The 17,336-nt window shown below is 63.6% G+C and carries 18 protein-coding genes; 7 read left to right on the top strand and 11 right to left on the bottom strand.

Features of this window, described 5'->3' with window-relative positions; genetic code table 11:
• Positions 1 to 117: 117 nt before the first annotated feature.
• On the top strand, positions 118 to 444 hold the full coding sequence (locus ACVDG8_RS31555; RefSeq protein WP_447251964.1) for a nuclear transport factor 2 family protein: 327 nt from the start codon (positions 118 to 120) through the stop codon (positions 442 to 444).
• 18 nt (positions 445 to 462) lie between these two features.
• Here ACVDG8_RS31555 and ACVDG8_RS31550 read toward each other — a convergent pair whose 3' ends face one another.
• Positions 463 to 1,671 (bottom strand): MFS transporter, encoded by a 1,209-nt coding sequence (locus ACVDG8_RS31550; RefSeq protein WP_447251963.1) that lies wholly within the window; start codon positions 1,669 to 1,671, stop codon positions 463 to 465.
• A 139-nt stretch (positions 1,672 to 1,810) separates the two neighbouring features.
• Between ACVDG8_RS31550 and ACVDG8_RS31545 the strand changes: the two genes are divergently transcribed.
• Positions 1,811 to 2,386, top strand: a complete 576-nt coding sequence (locus ACVDG8_RS31545) for a TMEM175 family protein (protein WP_447251962.1) — start codon at positions 1,811 to 1,813, stop codon at positions 2,384 to 2,386.
• A 10-nt stretch (positions 2,387 to 2,396) separates the two neighbouring features.
• Here the strand turns inward: ACVDG8_RS31545 and ACVDG8_RS31540 are convergent, their stop codons facing one another.
• Complete coding sequence (locus ACVDG8_RS31540) at positions 2,397 to 2,678, bottom strand: hypothetical protein (RefSeq protein WP_447251961.1); 282 nt, start codon at positions 2,676 to 2,678, stop codon at positions 2,397 to 2,399.
• A 243-nt stretch (positions 2,679 to 2,921) separates the two neighbouring features.
• Here ACVDG8_RS31540 and ACVDG8_RS31535 point away from each other — a divergent pair, with 243 nt between their 5' ends.
• Positions 2,922 to 3,788: an SDR family NAD(P)-dependent oxidoreductase gene (locus ACVDG8_RS31535; RefSeq protein ID WP_447251960.1), complete on the top strand. Its 867-nt coding sequence runs from the start codon at positions 2,922 to 2,924 to the stop codon at positions 3,786 to 3,788.
• Positions 3,789 to 3,795: 7 nt separating this feature from the next.
• On the opposite strand, the gene ACVDG8_RS31530 is transcribed toward ACVDG8_RS31535, so the two are convergent.
• The 3 genes from ACVDG8_RS31530 to ACVDG8_RS31520 all read right to left on the bottom strand — a co-directional run bounded on the left by ACVDG8_RS31530 (position 3,796) and on the right by ACVDG8_RS31520 (position 5,791).
• Positions 3,796 to 4,227 carry a low affinity iron permease family protein gene (locus ACVDG8_RS31530; protein ID WP_447251959.1) on the bottom strand — a complete coding sequence of 144 codons (432 nt, stop codon included), beginning with the start codon at positions 4,225 to 4,227 and terminating at the stop codon, positions 3,796 to 3,798.
• A 348-nt stretch (positions 4,228 to 4,575) separates the two neighbouring features.
• A complete protein-coding gene (locus ACVDG8_RS31525; RefSeq protein WP_447251958.1) occupies positions 4,576 to 5,217 on the bottom strand; it encodes a transferase hexapeptide repeat family protein in 642 nt (213 codons plus the stop codon).
• Positions 5,218 to 5,305: 88 nt separating this feature from the next.
• Positions 5,306 to 5,791 (bottom strand): CreA family protein, encoded by a 486-nt coding sequence (locus ACVDG8_RS31520; protein ID WP_447251957.1) that lies wholly within the window; start codon positions 5,789 to 5,791, stop codon positions 5,306 to 5,308.
• Between the two features lie 196 nt (positions 5,792 to 5,987).
• On the opposite strand from ACVDG8_RS31520, the gene ACVDG8_RS31515 reads away from it, so the two are divergent.
• From ACVDG8_RS31515 to ACVDG8_RS31505, 3 genes are all read left to right on the top strand, one after another.
• Entirely contained in the window at positions 5,988 to 6,572 is a 585-nt protein-coding gene (locus tag ACVDG8_RS31515; protein WP_447251956.1) for an SCO family protein, read from the top strand.
• Complete coding sequence (locus ACVDG8_RS31510) at positions 6,572 to 7,444, top strand: 50S ribosomal protein L11 methyltransferase (protein WP_447251955.1); 873 nt, start codon at positions 6,572 to 6,574, stop codon at positions 7,442 to 7,444. The genes ACVDG8_RS31515 and ACVDG8_RS31510 overlap by 1 nt, the downstream gene beginning before the upstream one ends.
• Positions 7,445 to 7,600: 156 nt before the next feature.
• Positions 7,601 to 9,445: an aminopeptidase P family protein gene (locus ACVDG8_RS31505; RefSeq protein ID WP_447251954.1), complete on the top strand. Its 1,845-nt coding sequence runs from the start codon at positions 7,601 to 7,603 to the stop codon at positions 9,443 to 9,445.
• On the opposite strand, the gene ACVDG8_RS31500 is transcribed toward ACVDG8_RS31505, so the two are convergent.
• Entirely contained in the window at positions 9,446 to 9,742 is a 297-nt protein-coding gene (locus tag ACVDG8_RS31500; protein ID WP_447251953.1) for an AzlD family protein, read from the bottom strand. It abuts the gene before it with no gap.
• On the bottom strand, positions 9,739 to 10,467 hold the full coding sequence (locus ACVDG8_RS31495) for an AzlC family ABC transporter permease (protein WP_447251952.1): 729 nt from the start codon (positions 10,465 to 10,467) through the stop codon (positions 9,739 to 9,741). The genes ACVDG8_RS31500 and ACVDG8_RS31495 overlap by 4 nt, the downstream gene beginning before the upstream one ends.
• A 242-nt stretch (positions 10,468 to 10,709) precedes the next feature.
• On the opposite strand from ACVDG8_RS31495, the gene ACVDG8_RS31490 reads away from it, so the two are divergent.
• Positions 10,710 to 11,468, top strand: coding sequence for an SDR family NAD(P)-dependent oxidoreductase (locus ACVDG8_RS31490; protein WP_447251951.1), 759 nt, complete (start codon positions 10,710 to 10,712; stop codon positions 11,466 to 11,468).
• A gap of 36 nt (positions 11,469 to 11,504) precedes the next feature.
• Here the strand turns inward: ACVDG8_RS31490 and ACVDG8_RS31485 are convergent, their stop codons facing one another.
• The 4 genes from ACVDG8_RS31485 to ACVDG8_RS31470 form a co-directional block, all read right to left on the bottom strand.
• Positions 11,505 to 12,197 (bottom strand): DUF2461 domain-containing protein, encoded by a 693-nt coding sequence (locus ACVDG8_RS31485; protein WP_447251950.1) that lies wholly within the window; start codon positions 12,195 to 12,197, stop codon positions 11,505 to 11,507.
• Entirely contained in the window at positions 12,197 to 14,401 is a 2,205-nt protein-coding gene (gene ligA, locus ACVDG8_RS31480; protein ID WP_447251949.1) for an NAD-dependent DNA ligase LigA, read from the bottom strand. Before ligA ends, ACVDG8_RS31485 begins: the two co-directional genes overlap by 1 nt.
• Positions 14,402 to 14,539: 138 nt before the next feature.
• On the bottom strand, positions 14,540 to 16,213 hold the full coding sequence (recN, locus tag ACVDG8_RS31475) for a DNA repair protein RecN (protein WP_447251948.1): 1,674 nt from the start codon (positions 16,211 to 16,213) through the stop codon (positions 14,540 to 14,542).
• 223 nt (positions 16,214 to 16,436) lie between these two features.
• Positions 16,437 to 17,306: an outer membrane protein assembly factor BamD gene (locus tag ACVDG8_RS31470; RefSeq protein WP_455707368.1), complete on the bottom strand. Its 870-nt coding sequence runs from the start codon at positions 17,304 to 17,306 to the stop codon at positions 16,437 to 16,439.
• Positions 17,307 to 17,336 lie beyond the last annotated feature (30 nt).

Below are 17,336 nucleotides of genomic sequence, written 5' to 3'. Positions count from 1 at the left end.
CAGATTCGACGGATTTGCAGACCATCTCGGGCCTGTGTGACCTTTTATCAAATCTCTGGAAGACGGCTGGTGAAAGCACCAACAGCCCTGAAGCCAGCCAGTTTACGAGGCAGCCCCATGCAGGAATTGATCAAGAAGTTCATCGAAACGACCAACGCCGGCGATGTCGATGGCGCGCTCAGCCTGTTCGCGCCCGATGCGGTTATCGACGACGTTTCGGTTGGAGACACGTTCGTCGGCAGCGACGGCGTTCGACTTTACCTCGAGCGATTTTTCGTGGGCTACCATACGTTCAGCAATCTGCTGGCCATCGAAACGACTGATGACCACCATGCGGATGTGCATCTCGATTTCACCGGCGATTTCGGTCACGAGACCGGCACTCTGAAGATCGTCCTCAATGCCGACGGCCTGATCGAGCGGGCTGACGCGGATCTCGACTGACACGCCGAACGGTTGAATTTATCGCGCGTATTTGGCGCCGAAGCCCAGCGCCACCAGCGAGAAAAGCGTGATCATGCCAGCAAACGCGAGGCTGGCGATGGTTGCACTCGCCCAGCTCGAAAGCACGCCGATGCCGATCACCGGCAGCGCATTGCCACAGAAGCAGCAGATGAAGAAGGCTGACACCACTTCGGCGCGGCGATCCGGCGGCGCGATCTGGTTCACCACTTGCAGGCCGCCGCGATAGCCGAGCGCGGCTCCCACGCCGCAGACTGCCGTCGCGACGATCATCAACGCCATCGAGGCGTAGATCTGTGCTGCCACGACCAGCGCCACGGCCGGGATCATCAGCGCCAGCGCGGCAAGCATGGTGGAGCGGCTGGACAGCCAAGTCGTGCCGACAATGGTGATCGCCGCGACGATCGACAGTTCGAAGAACAGCCCGCCGGCTTCGGCGTGATTGGTCGCGTGGAGCTGCTGCGCCAAAATGCTCGGCGCCAGCGCCGCATAAAAACCGACCAGCGCCATGGCGCCAAAACCGGTCACCGCCGGCGCGACGAATTGTACGCGGATCTCGTCGGGCACCGAAAGCCGGGGCCGCAGCGAGACGTCGGAGAACTGTCCAGGGCTGGAGACCGTCTCCTGCGTGCGCCAGATCAGCGCGGTGACCAGCGCAAGCAGGACGAGATAGACGGCAAATGTCAGCTTGAGCGGCCAGGGCGCATATTGGGCGAGCAGCCCCGACATGAGCGCGCCGCCCCCGAGGCCGATGAAGTTGGTGCTGGTGGCGATGACAGCGGCGCGCGACTTGTCCTTGCCTTCAATCAGTTCGGCGAGCCAGGCAGTGCCGGCCCCGGCGCCGACACCGATGCCAAGGCCGCTGAGAATGCGGGCAACGTCGAGCCAGGCGAGGTTTTCAGCAAAGAAGAAAAACAGCGCGCTGACCACGGCGATCGCCATCGCGGCGAGTGCCGCCGGACGGCGGCCGACGACATCCGACAACCGGCCGAAAAACAGCAACGCCGCCAGATTGCCGATCACATAAACGGCGTAGACCAGCGTCAACGTGATCTGCGAGAAGCCGAAGGCCTGCTTGTAGATCACATAGAGCGGCGTCAGCGCCGTGCTGCCTGCGAAAAGCGCTGCGATCATCGCGGCGACGGCAGTCATCGCGGCGCCACCGCCAAGTTCATTGTCACGCGTCAGGATTTGAGCGTAGCTGGTCATCATCACCTCCAGCGTTGCAAGCCCAACGCCCATGTAATGACCACTGTTCCGCTTGCCGAACGCGCTCCTGACAATTCTGGCAGGATGGTCAGGCGCTTCGTCCTCTCGTAACGTCTATCGAGAGCGAAGCGGAGGAATCATGGGCAAAGGCAGGGTCGAGGCGTTTACCGATGGCGTCGTCGCCATCATCATCACCATCATGGTGCTGGAGCTGAAGGTGCCGCATGGCGAGGATCTTTCCGCGCTGGCGCCGTTGTGGCCGATCTTCTTCAGCTATGTCTTGTCCTTCATCAATGTCGGCATCTACTGGAACAATCTGCACAATATGTTCCACACCGTGCAGCGGGTCGACGGCCGAGTACTTTGGGCAAATCTCAACCTTCTGTTCTGGCTGTCGTTGATTCCGGCGACGACGGCCTTCATGGGCGAGAATCATTTCGCGCCGGTCCCTGTCGCCGTCTATGGCGTCGACCTGGTGTTGTGCGCGGTTGCCTACACCTTTCTCGTCACCAAGCTGCACCATTTGCACGGCAACGACACCGCCTTCGCTAAGGCGCTCGGCAATGACCGCAAAGGCAAGATATCAGTGGCGCTCTACATCTGCGCCGTCCCGCTTGCCTTCATCAACCAATGGATCGGCGTCGCGATCTTCGTACTGGTGGCTGCGGTCTGGTTTGTGCCGGACACGCGTTTCTCACGGGAGATCGAAAAGTAGCAGGCTGCCGCTATTTGCGCATCGCCTTCAACTTCTCGGCCACCGAGGCGGCAAGATCGGCATAACGCTCCTCCAGCTGCTCGGCAGCCTTGATGATGGGGAAGTCATGGCCGAACTTCTCCAGCGCCAGGCGCAGCTTTTCGGCGAAGTCGGCCTGTTTTTCCAACGCCGCGAACAGCGTCTTGACCTGAGCCTCGCTGATATCGGGATTGGCAAGCATTTGCGGCACGTCGCGCCCCATCTGGTCGCCGGCGGCGGTCTGCTCTTTCAGGATGTCGATCCAGTCGGCCAATCGGCGAACCTCCGTTTCCCGGCAACATGCGCGGCCCCGGCTGTCGCGGTCAACCCATGGGCGCTTAGGCGGTCAACCCGTTGCCGCTCTCGCGGTCAACCAGTTGCCGCTCTCGCGGTCAACCAGTTGCCGCTCTCGCGGTCAACCAGTTGCCGCTCTCGCGGTCAACCATGGCGCGCAGTCGGGCTTGCCTCGATCTCAACCGGCGTTAAGTTCGGCCCGACCCGAACAAGGACAAAGACCATGACCAGCGACGCCGAAATCCAGACCGCCCTGCCCGCTTTCGCTTCCGGCAATGTCGCCGTCATCACCGGCGGCGCCAGCGGCATCGGCCTTGCCGCGGCCAAGAAGTTCGCTTCCATGGGCATGAAGACCGTGCTGGCCGATATCGGCGGCGTGCGCCTCGACGAGGCAAGACTGGCGGTCGCGGCGATTGCCGGCGACGATGCCGTCCTGCCGATCCCCACCGACGTGTCCAAGGCCGACGACGTCGACCGGCTGGCGGAACTTGCGCACGGCGCCTTCGGCCCGGTCTCGGTGCTGATGAACAATGCCGGCGTCGGCAACAATCCAGGCAAGCCCTGGGAGAACCGTGACGCCTGGAAGCGGCTGCTGGATATCAATTTCTGGGGCGTCGTGCATGGCGTCGAGGCCTTCGCGCCGCGCATGCTGGCCGCGGGCAGGCCTGGCCTGATCATCAACACCGGCTCCAAGCAGGGCATCACCACGCCGCCCGGCAATCTCGCCTACAACGTCTCCAAGGCCGGCGTGAAGACGTTCACCGAAGGCCTGGCGCATGCGTTGCGCAACGAACCGGGAGCGACGGTTTCCGCGCATTTGCTGATCCCCGGCTTCACTTATACCGGTCTGACCGAAGGGGCGACCGAAAAACCTGCCGGCGCCTGGACGGGCGAGCAGGTTATCGACTTCATGCTGGCATCGCTGATGGACGACGATTTCTACATCCTTTGCCCAGACAACGACGTCGCGCGGCCGATGGACGAAAAACGCATGGCCTGGGCGATCGGCGACATCATCGAGAACCGCCCTGCTTTGTCGCGCTGGCATCCGGACCACAAAGACGCGTTCGCCGCCTTCATGAACCGCTGACGACGGTTCAAGCGGCCGTCTGCTTCTTCGGTTTGCGCTTTTGCGCGACGGCCTCGTTGGCCGCCGTCTCGGCGATCTTGCGGTCGTGCCGCTTTGCCGCCGCCTCGCACTTGGCGCGAATCTCCTCGACCTCGGATTCCGTAAGGTGTTCGATGCCGATGAAATGATTGTGGGCGCGGCTGACCCTGATCAGTTCGTCGAGCTTGGCCTGGACCGCCGCGCCGTCGCGGTTCTGCGTGTTCTGGATCAGGAACACCATCAGGAAGGTGATGATGGTGGTGCCGGTGTTGATGACCAACTGCCAGGTGTCCGAGAAACCGAAAAATGGCCCGCTGGCCGCCCATACAACCACGACCAGCACGCAGATAGCGAAAGTCGCAGGCAGCCCCGCCAGATGGGCGACCGAGTTGGCAATCCGCGTGAAAAGCTTTTCGATCATGCAAAGTCCATGAGACACCCCGCAAAACGCGGGCGATGCCTAGAAACAAGCAGTCGCCGCTTCCGGTTCCAGACCACCCCGTTTTTGCGCTTGCACGCAACCACAATCGGATACACGCCAAAGGCGCAGACGCTTGAAAAACCGCCTTATCCGTTTGTTGCCATAGTGCCGATGCAGGCCAAAAGCCTGTTCCTTCCGCTTCACGGCGGTTTACCTCCAGCCCCTTCCGCTGCGCCACCCCCGCATGGCGGAAGGGGCACTAAAATTTCGAGGGCGCGGCACGAGTATCGAAAAGCCCCGTACCGTGCCTCGACACCGCTCCTCCAAATTGCTCGGCAGTTGCGCCTATCAGAGGGCGCTGTTTTCCCAGCGATCGAGGAAGGCCTCGATCGGCATCGCCTGCATGTCGGGGATTGCCCTGGCCAATTTCTCGGGCGCCCAGTCCCACCAGGCAAGCGCCTCGATGCGCGCCGCGACCGCGGCGGGGAACCGTTCACGCACGGGTTTGGCCGGGACCCCGGCAACGATCGTGTACGGCGCCACGTCATGCGTGACCACCGCATTGGCGCCGATGACGGCGCCGTTGCCGATAGCAACACCGGGCATGATCACCGCGCCATGGCCGATCCAGACATCGTGGCCGATGCTCACCGCCTTGGCCCGCCGCCGTTCGCGAAAATCCGCGTCGACGCCCAGCCAGCGGAAATACTCGTTCGGCCTGTAGCTGACCTTGTGCTGGGTCAGCCGCTCGATCGGGTGTTCAAGCGCATTGATGCGGCTGTTGGCGGCGATCGAGCAGAACTTGCCGATCGTCGTATAGATCGCCTCGCAGTGGCGTTCGAAATAGGAGAAGTCGCCGACGCTCACCTCGCGCAGGATCACCCGCTCGCCGATCGCGGCATAGCGGCCGAGCTTGCATGCCTTCAGCTCCGCGGTCGGATGGATGCGCGGCTCAGGATCTTTCAGGACGAGGTTTTCGGAGCGGTCCATCGAGCGGCTTTACGCCCCGGCGATTGGTCCCGCAAGCCGGGGCGGTCCCGCAAGCCGAGGCCAATCGCTTGTCGGCTGCCACCAGAGCCTATTGCGGCTTGCCCTTCGTCCAGACCACGTTCTGGCCATAGAGCGGCACGGTGGTCACCGACATCTTCGCCGAGCCGTTCTGCACCTGGCGCGAATGCGACAGGTAGATCAGCGTCTCGTTCTTCTTGTCGTAGATGCGGTTCACCACCTGCTTCTTCCAGATCAGGCTGAGGCCCTGCTTGAACACTTCCTCGCCGCCTTCGCTCATGTCGATGTCGCTAATGGTGATCGGCCCGGTCTGGCGGCAGGAGATCGAGGAATCGGACGGGTCCTCGAACCAATTGCCCTTGTGCAGCCGGTCGATGAGGCTGCGGTCGAAATAGGCGACATGGCAGGTGACGCCGTCCACTTTCGGATCCTTGATCGCGTCGATCATGATGTCGTTGCCGACCCAGTCGACGCCGACCTTGCCGACCTCGTCAGCCACTGCAGCGCCGGTGCTGAGCGCAAGACATGCGGCGAATAAGCCGATCAGTTTTCGCAAGGAAGCCTCCTCGGTTCGCGTTTGCCGGTCTCAGGTGGGACAGGACCATGGCATTTGCAAGCCGATCGACGACGATGCCTGACCGGTTGCGGCAACGCGACATCTTTGCGTGCCGCACGCCCAACGGCTAAGACTATCGCCCAAACTCGGCCTGCCCCAATCCGGCGAGCCATAACAGTCACGACGGACACCCCTGATGATGCGTTCAATCCTGGTCGGCATTCTCGTCCTGATGGCGGCGGGCATCGGCTGGCTCACCTTCGACTGGTATCGCGGCCACTATGGCGGCGAGCCTTTCGGCGCGCCGTTCACGCTGGTCGACCAGAAAGGCGCGCCGATCACCGAAGCCGCGTTCAAGGGTCACCCAAGCATCGTCTTCTTCGGCTTCACGCATTGCCCGGAAGTCTGTCCGACGACATTGTTCGAATTGGCCGGCTGGTTGAAGACGATGGGCGACAGCGGCAAGAACCTCAACGCCTATTTCGTCACCGTCGATCCGGAGCGCGACACGCCGGAGACGATGAACACCTATGTCAGCAATTTCTCCGACCGCATCACCGGCATCACCGGCGACCCTGACAAAGTGCACGCCATGGCCAAGGCTTTCGGTATCTACTGGAAGAAGGTCGACACCGGCGACGGCGACTACACGATGGACCACACCGCGTCGGTGCTGCTCCTCAATGCACACGGTGATTTCGCCGGCACCATCGCCTATGGCGAGAATGCCGACACCGCCATTGCCAAGTTGAAGCGCTTGGCTAGCGGCGGACAAACTTGATGGCGCAAACCCGGCTCCATTTCACCGCTGGGAAGATCGAGGCCGACCGTATTTTCGCCGCGCTCGATCAGGCCTTCGAGGATGACGGCCTGCCGATCGCTGTGCTGGAGCTCGACGAGGAAAAAGACATCCACGAAGTGTCGATCTATGCCGACGGCGACGTCGATGCCGTCGAAGTACGCATCAAGGAGGTACTGACCCATCTTGGTCTGCCAAAGCCGATCGAGCGGGAAGTGCTGCCGGACGTCGACTGGGTGGCGCGCTCGCTGGAAGGGCTGAAGCCGGTGCGCGCCGGCCGTTTCTTCGTCCACGGATCGCATGACCGGGCCAAGCGCCACAGCGGTGATCTCGCCATCGAGATCGAGGCCGGCCTTGCCTTCGGCACTGGACATCACGGCACCACGGCCGGCTGCCTCGAAGTGCTGGAGCAGGTGGTGCTGCGCGAACGGCCGCGCAACGCGCTCGACCTCGGCACCGGCAGCGCCGTGCTGGCGATCGCACTGGCAAAGCTGGCGCATATCCCGGTGTTGGCGACCGACATCGATCCGGTCGCGGTTCGCGTCGCCGCCGCCAATGCCCGTCTCAACCATGTCAAGGCGCTGGTCGAGACGGTAACGGCGCCCGGCTTCCACAACCCGATCTTCAGCAAGCGTGCGCCTTTTGACCTCATCGTCGCCAACATCCTGGCGCGGCCGCTGATGCGGCTGGCGCCGCAGATGGCCAGGCACATCCAGCTTGGCGGCTCGCTGGTGCTCTCCGGCATCCTCGACCGCCAGCGCGACGCGGTGATCTCGGCCTATGTCGGCCAGAGCTTCCGCCACGTCCGCACGCTGCATCGCGAAGGCTGGGTGACGATCCACCTGAAGCGCTGAGGCCGGCCCCCGCTGGCGGCTGGACCAAACGCCGGAATGTTGTAAACCGTCCAAGCCCATTGCACCTTGCCTCGCGGCGACGCGACGGGAAATCGATTCCGATTTTCGAGGCCATCGGCTACGGTCAAGGCGCGGTGGCGCGAGAGGGAGGCCAAAATGTTCCAGACCTTTGATTCCGCCGGCGATCCAACTGTCGGCAAGCCGCGCGTTGCGCTGCTGCGGCAGTGGCTGGCCGAGAACAAGCTCGATGGCTTCATTGTTCCCCGCGCGGACGAACACCAGGGCGAATATGTCGCCGACCGCTCGGCGCGGCTGAAATGGCTGACCGGCTTTTCCGGCTCGGCCGGCGTTGCTATCGTGCTCCGCGACCGCGCCTTCATCTTCGTCGACGGCCGCTACACGCTGCAGGTGCGCGGTGAAGTCGATCTGTCGATCTTCACTGTCGAGAGCCTCGTCGACAATCCGCCGGCAAACTGGATCAAGGACAATCTCGGCAAAGGCGCGCGGCTCGGCTTCGATCCGTGGCTGCACACGATTGGCGAGGTCACGGCGCTGAAGGCGTCCGCCGAGCTATCCGGCGCGACGCTGGTGCCGCTCGACAGGAACCCGATCGACGTCATCTGGAAGGACCAGCCTGAGCCGCCGCGCGCGCCGGTCGAGCTGCACCCGATCGCCTTTGCCGGCGAGCTCGCCAAGGACAAGCTCAGGCGGCTGGCCGGCGCGATCGACAAGGACGGCGCGACCCACGCGGTGCTGACCGACCCCTCCTCCATCGCCTGGGCCTTCAACATCCGTGGCGGCGACGTCCCGCACACGCCGCTGGCGCTCGGCTTTGCCATCCTCGCCGCCGACGGCAACCACCAGCTGTTCATGGACCAGCGCAAGTTCCCGCGTCAGGTGGCAGCCTATCTCACGCAACTCGCCGACTTGCATGATCCAGGCGAGTTCGAGACGGCGATCGTCGACCTCGCCAAGGGTGGCGCCAAAATCGCGCTCGATCCGGTGCTGGCGGCCGAGAAGCTCCGGATGCTGGTCGAGGACAATGGCGGCAAAGTCGTGCTGGCGGCCGATCCGGCGCGTATTCCCCGCGCCACCAAGAACCACGCCGAGATCGCCGGCAGCCGTGCCGCGCATCGCCGCGACGGCGCGGCGGTCGCCAAGCTGCTTTGCTGGCTCGACCGCCAGAAGCCCGGCTCTCTCGACGAGATCGCGGTTGTCACAAGGCTCGAGGAAACCCGCCGGCAAACCGGCGAGGAAACGCAAATGCCGCTGCGCGACGTTTCCTTCGACACAATTTCCGGCGCCGGCCCGAACGGCGCCATCATGCACTACCGCGTCTCGCGCGCCACCAGCCGCAAGCTGCAGGCCGGCGAGCTGTTCCTGCTCGATTCCGGCGCGCAATACCAGGACGGCACCACCGACATCACTCGCACCGTGCCGATCGGCCAGCCGACCGAAGAGATGCGCGAGCGCTTCACGCTGGTGCTGAAAGGCATGATCGGCATCTCGATGCTGCGCTTCCCCGCTGGCACGCGCGGCTCGGAGATCGACGCCGTCGCCCGCATGGCATTGTGGAAGCATGGCTGCGACTTCGCCCATGGCACCGGCCACGGCGTCGGCTCCTACCTGGCCGTGCATGAAGGGCCGCAACGGATCGCGCGCACCGGCACCGAAAAGCTGCTTGCCGGCATGATGCTGTCCAACGAGCCTGGCTACTACAAGGAAGGCTCCTATGGCATCCGCATCGAGAACCTGATCCTGGTCACATCAGCCGAGCCGGTCGACGGCGGCGACATCGCCATGCATGCTTTCGAGACGCTGACGCTGGCGCCGATCGACAAACGTCTGATCCGCACCGAGCTGTTGAACCGCGACGAGCTGCAGTGGCTCGACCAGTATCACGCCTGGGTGCTGGCCGAGATCGGTCCGATGGTCGATGGCGAGACGCTGGCCTGGCTGGAGAAAGCCACCGCGCCGCTGCCGCACGACGCCAAGATCTGATTATCCGACGAACTGTCGCGCGATAATCAGCACGGCAGCACCGGTCAAAAACATCGCCATCAGCCCACCGCGCAGCGACACCAGCGCGGTGACGGCGAGCGCTGCCCATTCCGCAGGTCCGGCGTGCAGCAGCTCCGGCGCCACCAGCGTCGTCAGCACGGCGGCGGGCACCGCGTTCAGCCCCGCCTCGACGCGCGGATGGATGTTCTCGAAACGCGAAATGACAAGATGGCCGCCGACGCGGGTGAGATAAGTGGCGACGGCGCCGGCGAGAATGATCCAGAAGGTCGTGCTCATGGCCGCTTGCCCACACCGCTGTGATGCGGCGGCAGGATCACCGCCAGAAGAATGCCGGCAATCGCGCCGATCGAGACATGCCAGGGCGAGCCGACCGTCCTGTAGGCGATGATCGAGGCAATTGCGCTGGCGGCGACGACGGGCGCCCACAGCGGCCGCTTGCGGAAGCCGAGCACCAGGCCGAGGAAGTAGATCGGCAGCAGGAAATCGATGCCCAGCGCATGCGTGTCGGGGATCATCTTGCCGAACACCGCGCCCAGCGCGCTCTCGATCACCCAGAACAGATAGACCGGCAGGCCGAGCCCCATATACCAGACGAAGCCGACGGGACGGCCGGATTCGGCCCTCGCCTCGGCGATGGCATATTGCGGATCGGTGAGCACAAAATAGCCGATCGTCTGCTGGATAATCGGCCAATGCGCGATACGCCGGCCGATACCTGCCGAGTAGAGCACATGGCGGAAATTCACCGCGAAGATCGACAGCACAATCAGCCACGGCGCGACATGCTGGCCGAACAGTTCGATGCCGACCATCTGGCTGGCGCCGCCATAGATCGTGGCGCTCATCAGGAACGCTTCGAGCACGGAAAACCCGTTGTCGACGGCTAAGGCGCCGAACAGCACCGCGAACGGCGCCGAGGCGACGACCACAGGCATCGACAGCCGCACGCCGTCCCAGAAATCGCTCTTGGCGCCGCCTTCAGAGATTGCTTCCGCCACCATCCGCCGCTCCTTGAGCGGTCTGACTTAGGGAGCGTCGCCTTCAATGTCACACGAATTCGCTTGAGCCGACCATCAGCGGAACTGATGGAACCCGCCACCCGCGCAATGGCCAGCCATAATCGGTAAAACGTTGCGCGCCTGCACGCCGCCAAACGATCTTTCCCGATGATGGATTTTCCAACCGACCCTATTGTCGTGCGATCGCGCCTGATGCCAAGATCGGGAACAACAGGGGATAGCGAATGATCGTCTATGATTTCACCGGCCGCCATGCGGTCGTCACCGGGGCCGGCGGCGGCATGGGCGAGGCGATCGCGCTGGCGTTGCTCGATGCCGGCGCCTCCGTCACGGCCATCGATATCAAGCCGCGTCCGGCATCGCTCGCCGCCTATGACGACCGGCTCACCTTCGCTCAGGGCGACCTGACCGACGCCGCCTTTGTCGAACAGACCATCAATGCTGCGGGCCGTGAGCGTGGCGGCATCGACTATCTCGCCAATGTCGCCGGCGTGCTCTGGTTCGGCCGTGACAAGTCGGCGCTGGAGATGGATCTCGATGTCTGGGACCAGGTCTTCAACATCAATCTGAAGTCTTTCGTGCACACGGCCCGCGCGGTCGTTCCTCATATGCGTGCGGGCGGGCGCGGCGGCGCCATGGTGCATTTCTCCACCATCCAATGGTATCGCGGCGATCCGACCCCGCAGGATGCCTACCAGGCCTCGAAAGCAGGCGTCTGCGCGCTGTCCAAATCGCTTGCCATGCAGCTTGCCGGCGACCGCATCCGGTCCAACTCCATCTGCCCCGGCATGGCGCTGACGCCGCTGCAGGCACGCTGGGACACCGAGGAGAAGCGCGCCGCCGTCGCCAACTATGCACCGCTTGGCCGCATCGGCACGCCGCAGGACATGGCCAATGCCGCGCTGTTCCTGCTCTCCGATGCCGCAAGCTACATCACCGGCATCGAGCTCGCCGTCGACGGCGGCCTGCTGATGCGGATGTAAGTGACTGCTGGTTTTGTCTGAGCGACGAGGCCGAAGTTAAGCCGCCACAGCCGTACCCTGGATCGCCCTGCCCCAGTCGAGCAGCGGCTTGGCCCGCAAGGTGAAATCGACCAGGTCGTCGACCAGCGCTGGCGAGTGGATCGTCGCCGGATCGATGTCGAGGCTGACGACAAAATGCCGATTGCGCACTGCCTGGGCGAGATCGTCTTCGCCGACATCCTCGAAGCCGCGCGGCGCGCGCTTCAGGCGGTCTTCCGCGTCAAGCTCCAGGCCCGCCTTCTTGAGCGATGAGACCATGCCGCGGAAGGCAGCCGGCTTCGTCACGATCGCCTTGCGCATCGCCTGCAGCAATTCCGGCGCCGGCTGCCACCAGGCGACGCCGGCAAAACAGCGCTCCAGCCCGATATGCACGTAGAACACGCCTTGCGACATCTTGGTGCCGTCCGGCGACAGGATCGCCGACAGATGCCGGTTATAGGGCCGTTTGTCCTTGGCGAAGCGCACGTCGCGATTGATGCGGAAGAGCGATCTCTTGCGGTCGCCGCGCAGACCGAGCTTGGCTTTTTCAAAACGTTCGCTGAGCGTCTCGACCAGATCGCAGAATGGTTCGTGCAACTCGCTGTCAAAGAGGTCGCGATTCTCCTGGAACCATTCGCGGCTCTGGTGAAAGTCGAGCGCCTTGAAGAACGGAATGGCTTTTTGGCCGAAGCCTTTGAACGCGCCGGCCATCACGCTTTGCCGACCCGCTGCAGCCAGGTGTCCTCGTCGATGACTTCGACGCCGAGTTCATTGGCTTGCTTCAGTTTGGAGCCGGCGCCCGGCCCGGCCACCAAGAGATCGGTCTTCGCCGACACCGAGCCGGCCACCTTGGCGCCCAGGCGTTCGGCCATCGCCTTGGCTTCGGACCGTGTCATCTTTTCCAGCGTGCCGGTGAAGACGATGGTCTTGCCAGCGACCTCGCTGTCGGCCGAAACGGTGACGATATAGGGCTTCGGCTTGACCTGTTCGAGCAGCTTGTCGAGCACGTCGTCATTGCGCTCATTGCCGAAGAAATCGCGCAGCGCGTCGATCACCGTGTCACCGATGCCGTTGATCGACGGGAAGACGCTGTGCGGATCCTCCGCATTTGCCGTCTCCTTGCCGACCCGGATCAGCTCCTCGATGGTCGAGAAGGTGCGGGCAAGCACCGCTGCCGTCGTTTCGCCGATATGGCGGATGCCGAGCGCGAAGATGAAGCGGTCGAGCTCCGGCTCGCGGCGCGCATCGATGGCGGCGAACAATTTGTCGAGGCCTTCATAGTTGCGATCCTCGACGCCGCGCACATTCTTGCGCGTCTTGCCGGATGCCGCCTCGCGCAGTTTGGCCTGTTCTTCGCGTCGCTCGGCCAATGCCTTGGTGACGGCCGGCCGGCGGTCCTTCAGCGTAAAAATGTCGGCGGCGGTCTTCACCAGCCCCGAATTGAAGAACAGGTCGATGTTCTCGGCGCCTAGCCCCTCGATATCGAGCGCGCCGCGCGACACGAAGTGGCGCAGTCTCTCGACCGCCTGCGCGGCGCAGATCAGCTCGCCGGTACAGCGGCGGCGCGAATCCTCCTTGCCGGTCTTCTCGTTGACCTCGCGCGTCGCCGGCGAGCCGCAGACCGGACAGGTATGCGGGAACTCGTAAGGCACGGCATCGGCCGGCCGCTTGTCGACGACGACGCTGACGATCTGCGGGATGACGTCGCCAGCCCGCTGGATGACGACGGTGTCGCCGATGCGCACGTCGATGCCGTCGCGGATCGGCTGGCCGTTGCTGTCGAAGCCCTTGATATAGTCCTCATTGTGCAGCGTGACGTTCTCGACCACCACGCCGCCGACCGTCACCGGCGCCAGCCGCGCCACCGGCGCCAGCGTGCCGGTGCGGCCGACCTGGATGTCGATCTTCTCGACCGTGGTCATCGCTTGTTCGGCCGGGAATTTGTGCGCCACCGCCCAGCGCGGCTCGCCGGTGACAAAACCCCAGCGGCGCTGCAACTCGAGCTGATCGACCTTGTAGACGACGCCGTCGATGTCATAGCCGAGAGACGAGCGCAGTTCCTCGATATGATGATACTGCGCGATGAGTTCATCGACCGACTTTGCCCGCACCATCAGCGGGCTGATCTTGAACCCCCACTCGGCGAATTTCTGCACCGACTCAAATTGGGTTGGGGCAGGATCCGCCGTCGTGTACCCCCACGCATAGGCGAAGAACTTCAGATTGCGGCTGGCGGTAACGGACGGGTCCTTCTGGCGCAGAGACCCTGCCGCCGTGTTGCGCGGATTGACATAGTCCTGGCCACCGACCGCCGCCGAACGCTGCTTCAGCGCCTCGAATTCGGCATAGGTCATATAGACCTCGCCACGGATCTCTATTGTCTCGGGCCAACCTGAGCTCTTCAGCATTTTCGGGATGTCGGCGATGGTCTTCAGGTTTGCCGTGATGTCTTCGCCCACGGCACCGTCGCCGCGCGTCGCGCCCTGCACGAACACGCCGTTCTCGTAGCGCAGCGAGGCCGACAGCCCGTCGATCTTCGGCTCGGCGGTGAAAGCGATGTCGAGATCCTTGTCGCGATCGAAGAAGCGCCGGCCGCGCTCGATGAAATCGGCGACGTCCTCGTCGGTGTAAGCCTTGGCCAAGCTCAGCATCGGCACGGCGTGGCGCACCTTGGCAAAGCCTTCGGCGGGCGCAGCCCCAACCCGCAGCGATGGCGAGTCTTCGCGCACCAGGCCGGGAAAATGCTCCTCAAGGGCAAGGTTGCGCCGCCGCATGGCATCATATTCGGCATCGGTGATCGTCGGCGCGTCCTCGGCATGGTAGCGCCGGTCGTGCTCGGCGATCTCGGCTGCCAGCCGCTTCAGCTCATCCGCGGCTTCGCTTTCGCTCAACGATTCGACTGGCTTTTCCGACATGCGATGCGGTCCTCGAATTATGGCGCGCTACTATAAATCAGGATTCGCCGGGAGGGAGATAGGCTATCGAAAAATCATTCCTGAACAGCAAGATGCAGCCATCTGCTGACTCTGCTTCCAAGCCTGGAAATCAAACCTCTAGGCTGCGGCCGTGTTCTCGCGCAACAACCGTTCAGCGGCGGCGCGCGCCTCGTCGGTGATGGTGGCGCCAGCCAGCATGCGCGCGATCTCTTCCTGGCGCGCCGCTCGGTCCATCTCGGCAATGCCGGTGGCGACACGGTCCTTGCCGCCGGATTTGGAGATCAGGAAATGCGTCGCCGCGCGTGCCGCCACCTGCGGCGCATGCGTCACCGAAAGCACCTGCACCCGCTTCGACAATCTCGCCAGCCGCTGGCCGATGGCATCGGCCACCGCGCCGCCAACGCCTGTATCGATCTCGTCAAAGACCAGCGTCGGCGCCGAGCCGCGGTCGGCGAGCGCGACTTTCAGCGCCAGGAGGAAGCGCGAAAGCTCGCCGCCGGATGCCACCTTCATCATCGGCCCCGGCCGGGTGCCCGGATTGGTGCGGACCCAGAACTCGACCTGGTCGATGCCTTCCTCCATGCGGCTTTCAGCATCGGTTGCTATCTCGACGATGAACTCCGCGCGCTCGAGCTTGAGGGCCGGCAATTCCACCATCACCGCCTTGGTCAGGCCGGACGCCGCCGCATGACGCAGCGACGACAATTGCGCCGCCGAGATGTCGTAAGCCTCGCGCGCGGCGGCCGCCTGCTTTTCCAGCGCATGCAGGCGTTCCTCGCCGGCATCGAGGTCGGCCAGATCGGCAACCATCGTGTCGCGCAGCTGCGCCAGATCGTCGACGGCGACACTGTGCTTGCGTGAAGCGGCGCGCAACGCAAACAGCCGCTCCTCGGCCTTCTCCAGTCGCTGCGGATCATATTCGGTGGCGCGAAGCGCCGCCTCGACACCGGATTGCGCCGCGTCGAGCGACAACATGGCTTCGTCGAGCGACTTCACCACATCCTCAAGCAGCCCGGGCGCCTCCGTCGCCTTGCGCTGCAGCCGTCTCAACAAACTGGCCAGTTGCGGCAAGGGCGAGGACGGTCCGGACAGCACATCCTGCGCATCATGGATTTCGCCAGCGATCTTTTCGGCGCGCATCATCTGCGCCCGCAGCTCGGCAAGCTCGGTCTCCTCGCCCGGCTGCGGATCGAGCTTGGCAAGCTCGGCGACCGAGGCGCGCAGATAGTCGGCCTCACGCGCCGCCGCTTCCACCTTGGCGCGATGCCGGGAAAGCTCCTGCGCGCAGCCGCGCCAGTAGCGCCAGGCTTCGCCCGTGCCGCGCACGGCGCCGAGATGACCGCCAAAACTGTCGAGCAGGTCGCGATGCGCGCCGGGATCGACCAGCGCCCGCTCGTCATGCTGGCCATGAATCTCGACCAGCGCCCGACCGACATCGCGCATCAAAGTGACGCTGGACGGCTGGTCGTTGACGAAGACACGCGTGCGCCCGTCGGCCGTCTGCACGCGGCGTAGGATGATATCGCCATCGTTCTCGATGTCATTTTCAGCCAGCAGCGCGCGCGCCGGATGGTTGCGCGGCACATCGAACACCGCGATGACCTGGCCTTGCGCCGCGCCGTGGCGGACGAGCGATGCGTCGCCGCGCGCGCCGAGCGCCAGCGACAAGGCATCGAGCAGGATGGATTTGCCGGCGCCGGTCTCACCCGTCAGCACGGAGAGTCCGGGCAGGAAATCGATGTCCAGCTTCTCGATCAGGACGATATCGCGGATCGACAGTCTGGACAGCATCAGAACCCGGACCTATTGCATGTCGCCCAAAAATGGACCCGGTTTCGGGACAACGACATGCGCAAAACAAAAGACTTAAAGCGCGTCAAATGGGCCTGTTCAAGCGCGACGCGCCTTAACGCGGCATGCGACCCGTCTGGAGTCGCAGCGCCGCACTATCTTTTTGTTTTTGCGCCGGATCAATCCGAAAAGCGTGTGCACGCTTCCGTTCGATGCTCCGCCGTCAGGCGCCGGTGATCAGCTTCCCGGCTTTGGAAATCCACGACCCGGCATTTTCGTGCGGTTCAAGCCCGTTGCTCTGCAACAGCTTGTAGGAATCCTTGTACCACGAACTGTCCGGATAGTTCGTGCCGAGCACCGCCGCTGCAGTCTGCGCCTCCGAGGTCAGGCCTAGTGCGTAATAGGCCTCGGTCAGGCGCGCCAGTGCCTCCTCGACGTGGCGTGTGTTGGAGTAGTTCTCGACCACGGTGCGGAAGCGCTTGACCGCTGCGATATATTCGCGGCGCTCGAGATAATAGCGGCCAACCTGCATTTCCTTGCCGGCGAGCTGGTCGTTGGCGAAGCGGATCTTGTCCTTGGCGTCGCCGACATATTCCGAATTCGGCCAGCGCGTCACCAGATCCTGCATGGTCTGGATGGTCTGGCGCGCTTCCTTCTGGTCCTGGGTGACGTCCTTGATCTGACGGTAGTAGCTCAGGCCGATGATGTACTGCGCATAGGCGGCGTCGTCGGTCGTCGGGTAAAGCGTCAGATAACGTTTGGCCGTGCCGATCGCCTCGTCATAATTGCCGGCACGGTAGTCGGCGAAGGCGCCCATCACCATCGATTTGCGGGCGGCTTCCGAATAGGGGTGCTGCTGGTCGACAGCGTCGAACTTCTTGCTCGCTTCGTCGAGGCGGCCGGCATTCATATTGGCCAGGCCCTGGTTGTAGAGAACGTCCGCCGGCTCGGTCTGGTCGACATAAGTCGCCAGGTTGACATCCTTCTCGGACGACATGCAGGCCGACAGCACGAGCGCGGGAGCAATCACCGAAAGCGCCAGCAGAACAGCACGACGCGGCGCTACCGATTGACCAACTCGCGAAAAAAACATGTTTGAATTCCGCCCCTTCGGCGTCGTTTC

Source organism: Mesorhizobium sp. ORM8.1 (assembly GCF_053005525.2).
The sequence above is the reverse complement of the archived record's forward strand: the minus strand, read 5'-3'. Positions and strand labels throughout refer to the sequence as shown.